Here is a 16,366-nt window from a genome sequence, read left to right as displayed (position 1 = left end):
ACCAATACTAATTGCCCGTGAGGCTTGACCATATAACACCCAAGCAATCTGCAACGCAGATTGTGGTGGTGAAGACGAAACGAACCGAAAGTTCGTAAAACCACAAATGTCACATACCCGAATTCGCTGGAGTGTCTAAACAAGACCTTCTGGCAACAGAATTTCTTGACGACCATAGAGCATTGGAACCACCTGATCCCATCCCGAACTCAGCAGTGAAACGATGCATCGCCGATGGTAGTGTGGGGTTTCCCCATGTGAGAGTAGGTCATCGTCAAGATTAAATTCCGAAACCCCTATCTGCGCACGCAGGTAGGGGTTTTGTCTTTCTGGCGCGCTAGCGCCACCGCTCCCACCGATCGCAGCCTCGTGCCTCGGCAGCGGCTACAGAGCGTAGACGCGCCGCCCCGGCAACCCAGCCTTCCATGTTAAGGTTCCCCCCAGATCGACAGCCTCCAGGGACGTTCCATGCCATACAGCCAAACGCTTCAACCAGGATTCATGGTGGTCCACGGCAATCGCCTGGATGAACTACGCAGCCTGGTGGTGAGCTGGATGCGCCGCTATCCCCTGGCCCCGCTGGAAAACGAAATCGCCCTGGTGCAGAGCAACGGTATCGCCCAGTGGCTCAAGCTGGCCCTGGCCGAAGACCCAGAAGAGGATGACCTGGGTGGCTGCGGTATCGCCGCCGCGATCGAAGTGCAGTTGCCCGGGAGTTTCATGTGGCAGTTGTACCGACGCGTGCTGGGCCGCGACGAAATCCCCGAGGTCTCGCTGCTGGACAAGGCGCCCCTGACCTGGCGTCTGATGCGCCTGCTGCCCGAAGTCATCGACAAACCCCACTTCGAGCCCCTGCAGCGCTTTCTCACCGACGACAGCGACCTGCGCAAACGCTACCAACTCGCCGAGCGCCTGGCCGACCTGTTCGACCAGTACCAGGTGTACCGCGCCGACTGGCTCAAGGACTGGGCAGCAGGCCGGCATGTCCTGAACAGCGCCCGTGGTGACGCCAGGCCCTTGGCCCCAGCCAACTGCTGGCAAGCCGAGCTGTGGCGCGCCTTGCTGCTGGATGTCGGTGAAGAAGGCATGGCCCAGAGCCGTGCCGGCGTGCACCAGCGCTTCATCGAGCGAATCAACAGCCTGGAGCAGGCCCCCGCGGGGCTGCCGTCACGGGTGATCGTCTTCGGTATTTCGTCGCTGCCGGCCCAGGCCCTGGAAGCGCTGGCGGGCCTGGCGCGCTTCAGCCAGGTGCTGCTCTGTGTGCATAACCCTTGTCGTCACCACTGGGCCGATATCGTCGCCGACAAGGACCTGCTGCGCCACCAGTACAAACGTCAGCAGCGCAAGCCCGGCACGCCCAGTCTGATCGACGCGCAATCGCTGCACCAGCACGCCCACCCGCTGCTGGCCGCCTGGGGCAAGCAAGGGCGTGACTACATCAACCTGCTCGACAGCTACGATGATCCGGGCAGTTATCGCGCCGCTTTCAGTGACGGACGCATCGACCTGTTCAGCGAGAGCCAGCCCAAGACCCTGCTCAACCAGCTGCAGGACGACATCCTCGAACTACGCCCATTGGCCGAGACCCGTGAATTGTGGCCCGCGGTCGACCCGAGCAAAGACCGCTCGGTGCGTTTCCAGGTGGCACACAGCGCGCAGCGCGAGGTGGAGATTCTCCACGACCAGTTGCTCGCCCGTTTCAGCGCCGACCCGGACCTGCGTCCCCGTGACGTGATCGTCATGCTGCCGGACATCAACGCCTACGCACCGCATATCCGCGCCGTATTCGGCCAGCTTGGCCGCGACGACCCACGCTTTATCCCCTTCACCCTGACCGACCAGGGCCAGCGGGGCCGGGATCCGTTGCTGATCGCCCTGGAGCACCTGCTCAAGCTGCCGGACAGCCGCTTTGCAGTCAGCGAGATTCTCGACCTGCTGGACGTGCCCGCCTTGCGCGCACGCTTTGCGATCAAGGAAAGCGACCTGCCAACCTTGCACCGCTGGATCGAAGGCGCCGGCATCCGTTGGGGCCTGAATGCCGAGCAGCGGGCCGGCCTGGGACTGCCTGCGGACCTGGAGCAGAACAGCTGGCGATTCGGCCTGCGGCGGATGCTGCTGGGCTATGCCGTCGGTGTCGGTGAAAGTTGCGACGGCATCGAGCCGTTCGACGAGATCGGCGGGCTGGACGCGGCGCTGATCGGTCCGTTGGTGGCCCTGCTCGATGCCCTGGACATCGCCCATCGACAATTGTCCCAGGCGGCGACCGCCGGGCAGTGGGGCGAGCGCTTGCATGCCTTGCTGCAGGTGTTCTTCCTCGCCGAAACCGAGCACGACGACTACCTGCTGGTGCAACTGCAGGACCTGCGCGAAACCTGGCTGCAAACCTGTGAAGCCGTCGGCCTCGACGACCTGTTGCCGCTGACCGTGGTCCGCGAAGCCTGGTTGGCAGGCCTCGACCAGGGGCGCCTGTCCCAGCGCTTCCTTGCCGGCTCGGTGAACTTCTGCACCCTGATGCCGATGCGGGCGATCCCGTTCAAGCTGGTGTGCCTGCTGGGCATGAACGACGGCGACTACCCGCGTGCACAACCGCCACTGGACTTCGACCTGATGGGCAGCGACTACCGCCCCGGCGACCGTTCGCGCCGCGAGGACGACCGCTACCTGTTGCTCGAAGCACTGCTGTCTGCACGCGACCAGCTGTACGTCAGCTGGGTCGGTCGCAGCATTCGCGACAACAGCGAACGCCCGGCCTCGGTGCTGATCGGCCAGTTGCGTGATCATCTGGCCAGTGGATGGCGGCTGGCTTCAGCCAAGGCCGGCGACAAGCTCGATGCCGGCGAGCAGTTGTTGCACTCCTTGACCGTGGAGCACCCGTTGCAACCGTTCAGCGCCCGCTACTTCCATAAGGGCAGCAACCTGTTCAGCTATGCGCGCGAATGGCGGGCCTTGCACCTCCCTGAAGAGGCGCCTGCCAGGGGCGAGGACGAGCTTGCGCCTTACTGCAGCGATGAGGCCCTGAGCCTGACCTTGCTGCAGGATTTCCTCCGTCATCCGGTACGGCACTTCTTCAGCCAGCGGCTGAAGGTGTTCTTCGAGGCGGTGGAAGCACCGCTGGCCGATGAAGAACCTTTTGTCCTCGACGCCCTGCAACGTTACGGCCTGAGCGAGAGCCTGCTGTCCGTGGCCCTGGCGACGCCCGATGACGCCACCCAGGCCCTGGCCGATCAAGCCCGTCGCCTGCAAGGTTGTGGCCTGTTGCCCCTGGCCGGTTTCGGCCAATGCCTGCAGGACGAGTTGATCGAGCCACTGCCGGACCTGCTGCAACGCCACCGGCATTTGCTGCAGCGCTGGCCCAAGGTGCTGGACAGTGCCTTGCCCATCCGTTTCGAGTATCGCCAGCTCAAGCTCGAAGGCTGGCTCGGCCGGGTCTACCAGGGCGATGATCTGTCCCTGCTCAGTATCACCACCTTGCCCAACAGCATCAGCAGTGGCCGCACGCTCAAGTGGCAACGGCTGACCTCGACCTGGGTCACGCACCTGGCTGCCTGCGCCGTGGGCCTGCCCTTGCACAGCGCGGTGGTGGCAACCGACATCACCCTGTTGCTGGCCCCCATCGAACACGCCAGTGCCCGCGACCAGCTCGGCGACCTGCTGCTGGCCCGTCAGGCCGGGATGTGCGCGCCGCTGCCGGTGGCGGTCAGAACCGCCTTTGCCTGGCTCGGCCAGAGCGACCCGGACAAGGCCCTGGCCGCAGCGCTCAAGGCCTATGAAGGCGATGGCCAGAACAGCTTCGGCGAGCGTAGCGAAAGCACGGCGCTGGCCCGTCAGTTCACCGATTTCGCGGCCCTGAGCGCCAGCGAAGAATTCGAAGGCTGGTGCGAGGCCTTGTACCGCCCGATGTTCGCAGCGCCCTGGCAGACCTTGGGCAATGAGGAGAGCGCCCGATGAGTCGCGTAGCCCCCCTGGCACTGACCTTTCCCCTTCACGGTAGTCAGTTGATCGAGGCCAGCGCCGGTACCGGCAAGACCTTCACCATTTCCGCCCTGTACCTTCGCCTTGTGCTCGGGCATGGCGGCGAGCAGGGCTTTGGCCGGGAGCTGTTGCCGCCACAGGTCCTGGTCGTCACTTTCACCGACGCCGCCACCAAGGAGTTGCGCGAACGGATTCGTACCCGGCTGGCTGAAGCGGCACGTTTCTTCCGTGGCGAGCTGGAGGAGGCCGACCCGTTGCTTGTGCAACTGCGCGACGACTATCCGCCGGAGCGCTGGCCCGCCTGTGCCGACCGCCTGGATGTGGCGGCGCAGTGGATGGACGAGGCCGCCGTATCGACCATCCACAGCTGGTGCCAGCGGATGCTGCGCGAGCATGCCTTCGACAGCGGCAGCCTGTTCACCCAGACCCTGGAAACCGATCACAGCGAACTGCTCGGCCAGGTGATGCGCGATTACTGGCGGCGTTTCTGCTACAGCATGCAAGGTGACGCACTGACCTGGGTTCGCGCCCACTGGGTCAGCCCCGATGCTTTGTTGCCGCGGGTTCGCGCGCTATTCGGGCGCAAGCAGGTGCAGAGCAATGACGAAGAACCCCAGGCCTTGATCGACGCCGTGCTGCACCAGCGCGGCGAGCAGCTGCGTGCGCTCAAGGCGCCCTGGGCACAGTGGTCGGCCGAGTTGCTGCAAATCTGCCGTGACGGCCTGGCGGCCAAGCAGGTGGACGGGCGCAAGATGCAGGCCCGCTACTTCGAACCCTGGTGCGAGAAGCTTGCGGCCTGGGCCAGCGACGAGCAGGCCCAGGAGCTGGACCTGGGCACCGGGTTCACCCGCCTGACCCGCGTCGGCATGGCCGAAGCCTGGAAGGGCGAGCCGCCCAGCCATCCGGCGCTACAGGCCATGGAAGGCCTGCGTGAACAACTTGAGGCCTTGCCGACGCCCGACGCCTGCCTGCTCGAACATGCCGCTGCCTGGGTCGGCGCACGTTTCGAGCAGGAGAAGCGTCGCCGCGCCGAAATGGGCTTCGACGACATGCTGGTACGCCTGGACCATGCCCTTCAGGGCGATACCGGCGAGCGGCTGGCCGGGCTGATCCGCGAGCAGTTCCCGGTGGCCCTGATCGATGAATTCCAGGACACCGACCCGGTGCAGTACCGGATCTTCCAGCGAATCTACCGCATCGAGGAAAACCTGCACGACACCGGCCTGTTCATGATCGGCGACCCCAAGCAGGCGATCTACGCCTTCCGTGGCGCCGATATCTTCACCTACCTGGGCGCCCGCCGCGCCACCGCCGGACGCCTGCACAGCCTGGACACCAACTACCGCTCCAGCCAGGCCATGGTCAGTGCGGTCAACCACGTGTTCATGCAGGCTGAAGCGCGTGAGCTGGGCCGTGGTGCCTTCCTGTTCCGCGATGGCGACGACAACCCGGTGCCGTTCACCCCGGTCAAGGCCAAGGGGCGTAGCGAGCAGCTGCACATCGATGGGCAAGCGGTCGCGGCACTCACGCTCTGGCAACTGGACAGCGAAGAGCCGGTGTCCGGTGCCGTCTACCGTCAGCAACTGGCCGCCAGCTGTGCCACCCGGATCGTTGCGTTGCTCAATGGCGGCCAGCAAGGCCGTAGCGGTTTCCTCCAGGCCGACCAGACGTTGCGCGGCTGCCTGCCTTCGGACATTGCCATCCTCGTGCGCGATGGCCGGGAGGCGCAGTTGATTCGTACCGAGCTGGCCGCCCGGGATGTGCGCAGCGTCTACCTGTCGGACAAGGACTCGGTGTTCGCCGCCCAGGAAGCCCAGGACCTGCTGGCCTGGCTCAAGGCCTGTGCCGAGCCGGATGCCGAACGCCTGCTCAAGGCGGCCCTGGCCAGCATCACCCTGGATTTGCCGCTGTCGGCCCTGGAGCAGTTGAACCAGGACGAGCGGGTGTGGGAACGCTGGGTCATGGAGTTCCGCCAGTACCGGATCATCTGGCGCAGCCAGGGCGTGCTGCCCATGCTGCGCCGCTTGCTGCATGATTTCAGACTGCCCCAGGTGCTGATGGCCCGCAGCGATGGCGAGCGGGTGCTGACCAATTTGCTGCACCTGGCCGAGCTGCTGCAACAGGCCGCCACCGAGCTCGATGGCGAGCAGGCGCTGATCCGTCATCTGGCCGAGCACCTGGCCAGTGCCGGACAGGCGGGCGAAGAGCAGATCCTGCGCCTGGAAAGCGATGAGCAACTGGTCAAGGTGGTCACCATCCACAAATCCAAAGGCCTGGAATACCCGCTGGTGTTCCTGCCGTTCATCTGCACCAGTAAACCCGTGGACGGCCAACGACTGCCGCTGGCCTGGCATGACAGTGCCGGCCAGGCCCACCTGACCCTGACCCCGGATGCCGAGCAGATCGCCCTGGCTGACGATGAACGTCTGGCCGAAGACCTGCGCCTGCTCTACGTCGCCCTGACCCGGGCGCAACACGCCTGCTGGCTGGGCGTTGCCGATCTCAAGCGCGGTACCGGCAAGGTCTCGCTGCTGCACCGTTCGGCCCTGGGCTATCTGCTGGGCGGCGGTTCGCCCCTGGCTGCCTCCAGCCAGTTGAGCGAATGGTTGCAGGCGCTGCAGAGCGGCTGCCCGGCTATCGCCAGCTGTGCCTTGCCGGCCGCTGACGAGCATGGCTACAGCGCACCGCGCAACCAGGCCGAACTGCTGCCGGTGCGCCTGCCCAAGCGGCGTGCCGCCGAGAACTGGTGGATCGCCTCCTACAGTGCCCTGCGCATTGGCGAGGAGTCCCTGACCCTGGCGGCTGACAGCTCCCAGGCCCAGCACCTGTTCGACGACGAGCGCCCGGACCCGCAACAACTGCGGGAAGTCATGCCGGGCAGTGGTGACATCCACCGCTTCCCGCGTGGTCCCAACCCCGGCACCTTCCTCCATGGCCTGCTGGAGTGGGCGGGGTTGGAGGGTTTCGCCCAGGTGGCGGCGGACGATGAAAAACTCATGCGTACCGTCGGCCAGCGCTGCAACCGTCGCGACTGGAAGGGCTGGATCACTACCCTCGGCCACTGGCTGCAACGCCTGCTGGTGCATCCCATGGCCCTGGCCCCGGACAGCCCGCCGCTGGCCCTGAACCAGCTGAGCCGCTACCAGATTGAAATGGAGTTCTGGTTCGCCAGCCACAAAGTTGACGTCGGCCAGCTCGATCGCCTGGTCTGCGAACACACCCATCAAGGCGTTGCCCGGGTCGGGGCCCAGCCGGCCCAGCTCAACGGCATGTTCAAAGGCTTCATCGACCTGGCCTTCGAGCATGAGGGGCGTTACTACGTGGCGGACTACAAATCCAACTGGCTCGGCCCCGATGACCAGGCCTACAGCGAGCTGGCCATGGAAGCGGCGATCCTCAACCACCGCTACGACCTGCAGTACGTGCTGTACCTGCTGGCCCTGCATCGCCAGCTGCGGGCACGACTGCCGGATTACGACTACGACCGGCACATGGGCGGCGCCTTGTTCATCTTCTTGCGCGGGGTGCATGCGAGCACCGGCGGGCTGTACTTCGTCAAACCGCCGCGCGAACTGATCGAGCGCCTCGATGCCCTGTTCCGTGGCGTCAGCGCGCCACAGCAACACGACCTGTTTTCGGGAGATGCACCATGAGCCGCACCCTCGTCGACCTGCTGCCCACGCCACTGGATGCCGGGCATCTGGCGGCGCTCCAGCCGCTGCGCGACAGCACCGACCTGCTGACGCTGCTCGATCGCTGGGTCGAGCGGGGCTGGCTGCGGGCCCTGGATCGGGCCTTCGTCGGCTTTCTCCAGGAACGCGACCCGCAGGGCGAGCCGCTGGTGCTGCTGGCGGCGGCCCTGACCAGCCACCAGTTGGGCCATGGTCATGTCTGCCTGGACCTGGGCGAGACCCTGGCCGAACCGGATTTTGCCCTGTCGCTGCCACCTGAGGGCGATGCCTTGGCAGGCCCACTGTTGTTGCCTTCACAACTGCTGGAGCGCCTGACCCTGGCGACCTGGCTGCAGCACCTGGCCGTCAGCCGCCTGGTCGCCCAGGGCGGCGATCCGGCGCAGGCTTCGCGCCCGCTGGTGCTTAGCGGCCAGCGCCTGTACTTGCGCCGCTACTGGACCTACGAGCGGCAGATCGACAGTGCCTTGCGCCAGCGCCTGGAACAGGCCGAGCCGACGCCGCCCGACCTGTCGACGCGCCTGGCGCAGTTGTTCGCCGAGGGCGGCCAGCCGGGGCAGGTGGACTGGCAGAAACTGGCCTGTGCCCTGGCCACCCGTGGCGCCTTCAGCATCATCACCGGCGGCCCCGGCACCGGCAAGACCACCACCGTGGTGCGCTTGCTGGCCCTGCTCCAGGCGCCGGCAGTGGAGGCCGGGCGGCCGCTGCGCATTCGCCTGGCAGCGCCCACCGGCAAGGCGGCCGCGCGGCTGACCGAGTCCATCGGCCAGCAGGTCGAGCGCCTGCAGGTGGATGCAGAAGTACGCCAGAACATTCCCACCGAGGTGTCCACCGTCCACCGACTGCTCGGCAGCCGGCCGGGCACCCGGCATTTCCGTCACCACGCCGGCAATCCCTTGCCCCTGGATGTGCTGGTGGTCGACGAAGCCTCGATGATCGACCTGGAAATGATGGCCACTCTGTTGGCCGCGCTGCCGCCCCACGCACGCCTGGTGCTGCTGGGCGACAAGGATCAGCTGGCATCGGTGGAGGCCGGCGCGGTGTTGGGGGACCTGTGCCGGGATGCCGAGGCGGGGCGCTACAGTCCCCAGACCCTGGACTGGTTGGAGCAGGTCAGCGGTGAAACCCTGGCGGGCAGTGAGCTGTTGCCCGGCAGTAGCGCACAGTACCCACTGGCGCAGCAGGTAGTGATGCTGCGTTTTTCCAGGCGCTTTGGTGAATCCAGCGGCATCGGCCGCCTGGCGCGCCTGGTCAACCTGCAAGAAGCCGAGCAGGCGCGCGACTTGCTCAAGCAGAAACTGGACGACGTCTTCGGCCTCAGCCTGCGCGGCGAGCAGGACCGTGCCCTGGATCGCCTGCTGCTCGATGGCCTCGGCCGTGGCAACGACGGCCCACAGGGCTATCGCAGCTACTTGCAGGTCATTGGCCGGCAACGGCCACCACCGGGAACCGCCGTCGACGATCCGCGCTGGGAAGCCTGGGCCATGGCCGTGTTGCAGGGCTTCGAGACCTTCCAGTTGCTGTGTGCCGTGCGCAAGGGACCGTGGGGTGTCGAAGGGCTGAACCAGCGGGTTGGCCGGGTGCTGGGCGCCGCCGGCCTGATCGATGTCGAGCAGCCCTGGTATGAAGGCAGGCCAGTGCTGATGACTCGCAATGACTACGGCCTGGGGCTGATGAACGGCGATATCGGCATCGCCCTGCGCCTGCCGGACGAGCAACGGCCCGGACAGCAGGTGTTGCGGGTGGCCTTTGCCCGCAACGATGGCCGCGGTGGCGTGCGCTTCGTGCTGCCCAGCCGGCTCAACGAAGTGGAGACCGTGTTCGCCATGACCGTGCACAAGTCCCAGGGCTCGGAATTCACCCACACCGCGTTGGTCCTGCCCGATGCCCTGAATCCGGTGCTGACCAAGGAGTTGATCTACACCGGCATCACCCGAGCGAAAACCTGCTTCACCCTGATCGAACCCCGTCAGGGCGTGTTCGAAGAGGCGGTGCGGCGCAAGGTCAAACGGCTCTCCGGCTTGATGCTGGAACAGGTCTGAACAGGGCGGTTCGGCCTTTTGCCGGATCGCCCGGGGCCTGCCTGCTCGCTGGAAATTCTACCCCTGTGCTATCGTTGCGGCATTATCCCACAGGGTTTTAAGAGATTTCCTTCATGACGGTGGCGGCCCCTACATCGGGACGTGTGACGAACCGGGGGCGTTTGCTGCTGGCCGCTGTGCCCATGCTGTTCGCCGCGCTGGCCCAGGCCGAACCCGGGACTGCCTCCTCAATGGCCGAGCAACGGGCCAAGGCGGTGACCCAGGTCGTGCTGGGCATCCTCAGTTACGCACGCTGGCCGGTGGAACCCGGGCAATTGCGCCTGTGCCTGGTCGGTCCCACCGAATATGCCGACGACCTGGTCAAGGGCACCACCCAGCACACCGGTCGGCCTGTACAGGTGCGCCGCCTGCTGGCCGATGACCCGCGCATCAGCAACGAGTGCGATGCCGTCTACCTGGGCCAGTTGAGCCCGGATGAACGCAGCCGCGTGTTCAGCGCAGTCAATGGCCATCCGGTCCTGAGCATCAGCGAAGCCAACGACCCGTGCACCGTGGGCAGCGTGTTCTGCCTGCGGGTCAGCGACCGCCAGGTGGCCTTCGACGTCAACCTCGACTCGGTGGCGCGCAGCGGCGTGCGAATCCACCCCAGTGTGCTGCAGCTGTCGCGGCGGCGGGCGGCGCAGCCATGATCGGTTTTTTCCGCAAGCGCCAGCGGCCGACCCTGCTTGCCGTCCTCGGTCGTCGCCACTTGAGCGTGGCCTTGCTGGCCGTGGGGCTGGCCGGTATCTCGCTGACTGTGCTGGGTGTGCTGGCGCTGCGGGTGTATGCCAATCACAACCTGCACCTGATCGCTCGCTCGATCAACTACACCGTCGAAGCCGCCGTGGTGTTCAACGACAGCAGCGCTGCCAACGAAGCCCTGGCCCTGATTGCCGCCACCGAAGAGGTGGCCGACGCCAAGGTGTTCGATGCCGACAACGCCCTGCTGGCGCGTTGGCAGCGCAGCGAGGACGGCCTGCTGGTACAACTGGAACAACAGGTGGCCCGCAGCCTGCTGCAGGAGCCGGTGATCCTGCCGGTCATGCACCAGGGCCAGCAGGTGGGGCGAACCGAGCTGGTGGGGCAGGGCGGCAGCCTGATGCGCTTCTTGCTCAGCGGCCTGGCGGGCATCCTGTTGTGCACGGTCCTGAGCGCCGTCGGTGCGCTGTACCTGTCGCGGCGGATGTTCGGCGATATCGTCGGCCCCTTGCGCAGCCTCGCCACCGTGGCCCATGCCGCGCGCCGCGAGCGCAGTTTCGAGCAACGGGTGCCCGCGGCCAAGATTGCCGAACTCAACGAATTGGGCAACGACTTCAACGCCCTGCTCGACGAACTGGAAAACTGGCAGAACCACCTGCAGAGCGAGAATGAAAGCCTCGCCCACCAGGCCAGCCACGACAGCCTGACCGGCTTGCCCAACCGGGCCTTCTTCGAGGGCCGGCTCAGCCGCACCCTGCGCAATGCCAGCAAGCACCAGGAACACCTGGCGTTGCTGTTTCTCGACAGCGACAACTTCAAGGACATCAACGACAGCCATGGGCATGCCGCAGGCGATGAAGTGCTGGTCAGCGTTGCCACCCGGGTCCGTGCGCAACTGCGCGAGAACGACCTGGTGGCGCGTCTGGGCGGCGATGAATTCGCCGTGCTGCTGGCACCGCTGAACAGCCGCGACGATGCACTGCGCATCGCCGAAAAGATCATCGCCAGCATGCGCCTGCCGATACGCCTGGCCGAAGGCCAGAGCGTCGTCACCTCGCTGAGTGTCGGCATTGCCTATTACCCGGACGACGGCCTGAGCCCCGCCGACCTTCTCAATGCCGCCGATGCGGCGATGTACCAGGCCAAGCGCAACACGCGTGGCCAGTGGCAAACGGCAGAGACGGAGCGCTCTGCCCTTCATGTAAAAAACAGGAGCTGAACCGTGACACACCTGAACCGATACCTGCGATTCCACTTTGCCTGGCTGGCGCTGGTGCTGCTGGCCCTGACCGGCTGCCAGAGCGTGCCGCCCAAGGGGCTGACGGCCGCGCAGATCGCCGTGCTCAAGCAGGAGGGCTTTCGCCTGACCGACGAAGGCTGGGAGTTCGGGTTGTCGGGCAAGGTGCTGTTCGGCAGCGACCTGGACTCGCTCAACAGCGAAAGCCGCGCCATCGTAGAACGTATCGGCAAATCACTGTTGTCGGTGGATATCCAGCGGGTGCGGGTCGACGGCCACACCGATGCCTCGGGCAAGGCCGCCTATAACGAACAATTGTCGGTACGCCGGGCGCAAAGCGTGGCCAACGTCCTGGCCTCGGTCGGCATGCGCCCGGAGAATGTCGAAACCCGTGGCCTGGGCAGTCGCGAGCCGGTGGCCGGCAACGACACCCGCGCCGGGCGCACGGAGAATCGTCGGGTGGCGATTGTGGTGGCGTCCGACTAATCGGCGAAGACCATGCTGCGCGACGCGCCCATCAGCAACGGCGTGTTGCGCTCGGTCACCTCACGAATGTAATCCCACAACAACGTAATCCGCTTGAGCTTGCGCAAGTCCTCCCGACAGTACATCCAGAACTGCCGGGTAATCTCCACTTCCTCGGGCAGGATTGCGATCAAGCGCGGGTCCTGCGCCGCCAAAAAACACGGCAGGATCGCCAAGCCACGGCCCTGCAGGGCGGCCACGTACTGGGCGATCACACTGGTGCTGCGCAGGTTGGCGCTGGCGGCCGGAATCACGTTGGCCAGGTACAGCAGCTCGGAGCTGAAGGCCAGGTCGTCCACATAGCTGATGAACTGGTGACGGGCCAGGTCGCTGCTGCGGTTGATCGGTTCATGGTTGTCCAGGTAGTCCTGGGTGGCGTACAGGCGCAGGCGGTAGTCGCACAGTTTGCAGCACACGTACGGGCCGTGCTCCGGGCGCTCAAGGGCGATGACGATGTCGGCCTCGCGCTTGGACAGGCTGATGAAGTGCGGCAACGGCAGGATGTCCACCGAGATCGCAGGGTAAGCATCGACGAAGTGGCTCAACTGCGGCGTGACGAAGAAGGTGCCAAAGCCTTCGGTGCAGCCCATGCGCACATGCCCGGACAACGCCACGCCCGAACCTGATACCTGCTCGCAGGCCATGTGCAGGGTGCTTTCGATGGACTCGGCATAGCTGAGCAGGCGCTGGCCCTCGGCGGTCAGGACAAAGCCGTTGGTCCGCGACTTTTCGAACAGCAGGGTGCCCAGCGCCACTTCCAGCGAGCTGATGCGCCGCGACACGGTGGTGTAGTCCACACCCAGGCGCTTGGCCGCGCTGCTGGCCTTGCGGGTACGGGCCACTTCGAGAAAGAACTTCAGGTCATCCCAGTTCAATGAACCCAGGGAGGTGATGTTTTTTTGCATGTTGGTCCGGATTTTATGTGCGTTCTTATTGGATCTTTGCACATCTATACTCCAAAACAACCCCAGACCCAAGCGCCCGTCGTGGCAGACCCGGCGGCGTCGATCTCTCCCTAACAACAATTTCAGGAGAACGCCCATGAACGCATCCCTCACTCCCGGCCAGACCAAGGTCGAGCAGGTCAAGCTGCTGATCGACGGCCAGTGGGTCGAATCGAAGACCACCGAGTGGCGCGACGTGATCAACCCGGCCACCCAGGAAGTGCTGGCCCGTGTACCGTTCGCCACCGCCGAAGAGGTCGATGCCGCCATCGCCGCCGGCCAGCGAGCCTTCAAGACCTGGCGCGACACCCCGATCGGCGCACGCATGCGCATCATGCTCAAGCTGCAGGCGTTGATCCGCGAAAATTCCAAGCGTATTGCCGCCGTGCTCAGTGCCGAGCAGGGCAAGACCATCGCCGATGCCGAAGGCGATATTTTCCGTGGCCTGGAAGTGGTCGAGCACGCCAGCAGCATCGGTAGCCTGCAGATGGGCGAGTTCGCCGAGAACGTCGCCGGCGGCGTCGATACCTATACCCTGCGCCAGCCGATCGGCGTGTGCGCCGGCATCACCCCGTTCAACTTCCCGGCGATGATTCCGCTGTGGATGTTCCCCATGGCCATCGTCTGCGGCAACACCTTCGTGCTCAAGCCGTCCGAGCAGGACCCGCTGTCGACCATGATGCTTGTCGAGCTGGCCGTCGAAGCCGGTGTGCCGGCCGGTGTGCTCAACGTGGTGCATGGTGGCAAGCAGGTGGTCGATGCCTTGTGCACCCACCAGGATATCAAGGCAATCTCCTTCGTCGGTTCCACCGAAGTCGGCACCCACGTCTACAACCTGGCCAGCCAGCATGGCAAGCGCGTGCAGTCGATGATGGGGGCGAAGAACCACGCCGTGGTACTGCCCGATGCCAACCGCACCCAGACCCTCAATGCCCTGGTGGGCGCAGGCTTCGGCGCGGCCGGCCAGCGCTGCATGGCGACCTCGGTGGCGGTGCTGGTGGGCAAGGCCCGCGAGTGGCTGCCGGAGCTCAAGGAGCTGGCTGCCAACCTCAAAGTCAACGCCGGCTGTGAGCCGGGCACCGACGTCGGCCCGCTGGTGTCCAAGCGTGCCAAGGAGCGCGTACTGGGCCTGATCGAAAGCGGCATCGAGGAAGGCGCCAAGCTTGAACTCGACGGTCGTGGCGTCAGTGTCCCGGGCTACGAGCAAGGCAACTTCGTCGGCCCGACCCTGTTCTCCGGCGTGACCACCGACATGAAGATCTACACCCAGGAAATCTTCGGTCCGGTGCTGGTGGTACTGGAAGTCGACACCCTCGACGAGGCCATCGCCCTGGTCAACCGCAACCCCTTCGGCAACGGCACCGGCCTGTTCACCCAGAGCGGCGCGGCGGCGCGCAAGTTCCAGACCGAGATCGACGTCGGCCAGGTGGGTATCAACATCCCGATTCCGGTACCGGTTCCGTTCTTCAGCTTCACCGGCTCGCGCGGTTCCAAGCTCGGCGACCTGGGTCCATACGGCAAGCAGGTGGTGCAGTTCTACACTCAGACCAAGACCGTCACCAGCCGCTGGTTCGATGATGACAGCGTCAACGATGGCGTGAACACCACCATCAGCCTGCGCTAAGGAGCTCATCATGCGTATCGCATTCATCGGCCTGGGCAACATGGGTGCGCCAATGGCGCGCAACCTGATCAAGGCCGGGCATCAACTGAACCTGTTCGACCTGAACAAGACCGTGCTGGCCGAGCTTGCCGAACTGGGCGGGCAGATCAGCGGCTCGCCGCGCGATGCCGCGCAGCAGAGCGACCTGGTCATCACCATGCTGCCGGCCGCAGCCCATGTACGCAGTGTGTACCTGAGCGAAGACGGTGTGCTGGCGGGCGTGCGCGCCGGTACGCCGGTGGTCGATTGCAGCACCATCGACCCGCAGACCGCACGTGACGTGTCGGCCGCAGCAGCCAAGCAAGGCGTGGACCTGGCCGATGCGCCGGTGTCCGGCGGTACGGGCGGTGCGGCGGCGGGCACCCTGACCTTCATGGTCGGCGCCAGCGATGCGTTGTTCGCCACGCTGCAGCCGGTGCTGGCGCAGATGGGGCGCAACATCGTTCATTGCGGTGCGGTGGGTACCGGGCAGATCGCCAAGATCTGCAACAACCTGCTGCTGGGCATCTCGATGATCGGTGTGTCCGAAGCCATGGCCCTGGGCAATGCCCTGGGCATCGACACCAAGGTGCTGGCCGGGATCATCAACAGCTCCACCGGGCGTTGCTGGAGTTCGGACACCTACAACCCCTGGCCGGGGATCATCGAGACCGCACCGGCTTCACGCGGTTACACCGGCGGCTTCGGTGCCGAGCTGATGCTCAAGGACCTGGGCCTGGCCACTGAAGCTGCGCGCCAGGCGCACCAGCCGGTGATCCTTGGCGCGGTGGCCCAGCAGTTGTACCAGGCCATGAGCCTGCGTGGTGATGGCGGCAAGGATTTCTCGGCGATTGTCGAGGGATACCGCAAACCCGAGTAACGAGGCGGACTTTATCGCGGCGCCTGCTTCACACCCAGCTGTAAACGCGCACCGGGTGGGTGAGAAGCAGGCGCCGCGATATTTTTTTGTGGCGAGAACATTTTGTGGGAACAGGCGAAGCCTGCGATCAACCCATCAGGCAAAGACGAAATACTTGCGCACCGTCTCCACCACCTCCCAGGTGCCTTTCATCCCCGGTTCGATGACGAATACATCGCCGGCCTTCAAGTGGATCGGCTGCTCACCCTCCGGGGTGATCACGCAATAGCCATCGAGAAAATGGCAGTACTCCCACTTCTCATAATTGACCTCGAACTTGCCCGGCGTGCAGATCCAGGTGCCCATGATCTTGCTGCCGTCCTCGGACAGGTAGGCGTTGAGGTTCACGGTGTGCGGGTCGCCGCCGATGCGTTTCCACTTGGTCGCGTCCAGCACGGGGGTAGGGCAGGTGTCGCGCAATACGGTGATGAAATCGGACATATCCACTCCTGAGGATCGGCACAAAGGTCCGTCACCATAGGCGCGATTCCCGGGCCGGCGATGTCTGGGCCCGACGTTCACCACTCGATCCACGCCTGTGCCCGGGACAGGGGCATCGAAGCCGTTGCTCAGGTATCACAGTGTATCCGGACCCGCTTTCCGGGAACTGGCATACAAATGCTGCCGTGTGCGGATACGCCAGTGATACATGCCTGAG

At 65.2% G+C, this 16,366-nt stretch carries 10 protein-coding genes and 1 rRNA gene; 9 read left to right on the top strand and 2 right to left on the bottom strand.

Translation table 11 applies throughout. From position 1 onward, the window contains the following. The first annotated feature begins 164 nt into the window (after positions 1–164). The 7 genes from rrf (at position 165) to ACIQUS_RS06870 (ending at position 12,164) form a co-directional block, all read left to right on the top strand. Positions 165–280 (top strand): 5S ribosomal RNA (rrf, locus tag ACIQUS_RS06900). Positions 281–468: 188 nt separating this feature from the next. Continuing rightward, entirely contained in the window at positions 469–3,948 is a 3,480-nt protein-coding gene (gene recC, locus ACIQUS_RS06895; protein WP_403044589.1) for an exodeoxyribonuclease V subunit gamma, read from the top strand. After that, positions 3,945–7,625, top strand: a complete 3,681-nt coding sequence (recB, locus tag ACIQUS_RS06890; protein ID WP_403044587.1) for an exodeoxyribonuclease V subunit beta — start codon at positions 3,945–3,947, stop codon at positions 7,623–7,625. The genes recC and recB overlap by 4 nt, the downstream gene beginning before the upstream one ends. After that, positions 7,622–9,703, top strand: coding sequence for an exodeoxyribonuclease V subunit alpha (gene recD, locus ACIQUS_RS06885; protein WP_403044585.1), 2,082 nt, complete (start codon positions 7,622–7,624; stop codon positions 9,701–9,703). Before recB ends, recD begins: the two co-directional genes overlap by 4 nt. A gap of 113 nt (positions 9,704–9,816) precedes the next feature. After that, positions 9,817–10,392: a YfiR family protein gene (locus tag ACIQUS_RS06880; protein ID WP_403044582.1), complete on the top strand. Its 576-nt coding sequence runs from the start codon at positions 9,817–9,819 to the stop codon at positions 10,390–10,392. Further along, positions 10,389–11,660 (top strand): diguanylate cyclase domain-containing protein, encoded by a 1,272-nt coding sequence (locus ACIQUS_RS06875; RefSeq protein WP_403044580.1) that lies wholly within the window; start codon positions 10,389–10,391, stop codon positions 11,658–11,660. The genes ACIQUS_RS06880 and ACIQUS_RS06875 overlap by 4 nt, the downstream gene beginning before the upstream one ends. A gap of 3 nt (positions 11,661–11,663) precedes the next feature. Next, entirely contained in the window at positions 11,664–12,164 is a 501-nt protein-coding gene (locus ACIQUS_RS06870; RefSeq protein ID WP_403044577.1) for an OmpA family protein, read from the top strand. Here ACIQUS_RS06870 and ACIQUS_RS06865 read toward each other — a convergent pair. Then, positions 12,161–13,108 (bottom strand): LysR family transcriptional regulator, encoded by a 948-nt coding sequence (locus tag ACIQUS_RS06865; protein WP_403044574.1) that lies wholly within the window; start codon positions 13,106–13,108, stop codon positions 12,161–12,163. The two genes, ACIQUS_RS06870 and ACIQUS_RS06865, sit on opposite strands and share 4 nt — an antisense overlap. Before the next feature lie 136 nt (positions 13,109–13,244). Between ACIQUS_RS06865 and ACIQUS_RS06860 the strand changes: the two genes are divergently transcribed. Both ACIQUS_RS06860 and mmsB read left to right on the top strand, forming a co-directional pair. Further along, positions 13,245–14,771, top strand: coding sequence for a CoA-acylating methylmalonate-semialdehyde dehydrogenase (locus tag ACIQUS_RS06860; protein ID WP_403044571.1), 1,527 nt, complete (start codon positions 13,245–13,247; stop codon positions 14,769–14,771). A 10-nt stretch (positions 14,772–14,781) separates the two neighbouring features. Then, the gene (gene mmsB, locus ACIQUS_RS06855) at positions 14,782–15,669 is read left to right on the top strand and encodes a 3-hydroxyisobutyrate dehydrogenase (protein ID WP_403044568.1); all 888 of its coding nucleotides are present in this window, start codon (positions 14,782–14,784) and stop codon (positions 15,667–15,669) included. Between the two features lie 135 nt (positions 15,670–15,804). Here the strand turns inward: mmsB and ACIQUS_RS06850 are convergent, their stop codons facing one another. Then, positions 15,805–16,149, bottom strand: coding sequence for a cupin domain-containing protein (locus ACIQUS_RS06850; RefSeq protein ID WP_403044565.1), 345 nt, complete (start codon positions 16,147–16,149; stop codon positions 15,805–15,807). Between the last annotated feature and the right edge of the window lie 217 nt (positions 16,150–16,366).

Source organism: Pseudomonas sp. NPDC090755 (assembly GCF_044769005.1).
GTDB lineage: Bacteria > Pseudomonadota > Gammaproteobacteria > Pseudomonadales > Pseudomonadaceae > Aquipseudomonas.
The sequence above is the reverse complement of the archived record's forward strand: the minus strand, read 5'-3'. Positions and strand labels throughout refer to the sequence as shown.

Coding starts and splice junctions, on each gene's coding strand:
- recC (WP_403044589.1), top strand. CDS start 469: ATGCCATACAGCCAAACGCTTCAACCAGGATTCATGGTGGTCCACGGC.
- recB (WP_403044587.1), top strand. CDS start 3,945: ATGAGTCGCGTAGCCCCCCTGGCACTGACCTTTCCCCTTCACGGTAGT.
- recD (WP_403044585.1), top strand. CDS start 7,622: ATGAGCCGCACCCTCGTCGACCTGCTGCCCACGCCACTGGATGCCGGG.
- ACIQUS_RS06880 (WP_403044582.1), top strand. CDS start 9,817: ATGACGGTGGCGGCCCCTACATCGGGACGTGTGACGAACCGGGGGCGT.
- ACIQUS_RS06875 (WP_403044580.1), top strand. CDS start 10,389: ATGATCGGTTTTTTCCGCAAGCGCCAGCGGCCGACCCTGCTTGCCGTC.
- ACIQUS_RS06865 (WP_403044574.1), bottom strand. CDS start 13,108: ATGCAAAAAAACATCACCTCCCTGGGTTCATTGAACTGGGATGACCTG.
- ACIQUS_RS06860 (WP_403044571.1), top strand. CDS start 13,245: ATGAACGCATCCCTCACTCCCGGCCAGACCAAGGTCGAGCAGGTCAAG.
- mmsB (WP_403044568.1), top strand. CDS start 14,782: ATGCGTATCGCATTCATCGGCCTGGGCAACATGGGTGCGCCAATGGCG.
- ACIQUS_RS06850 (WP_403044565.1), bottom strand. CDS start 16,149: ATGTCCGATTTCATCACCGTATTGCGCGACACCTGCCCTACCCCCGTG.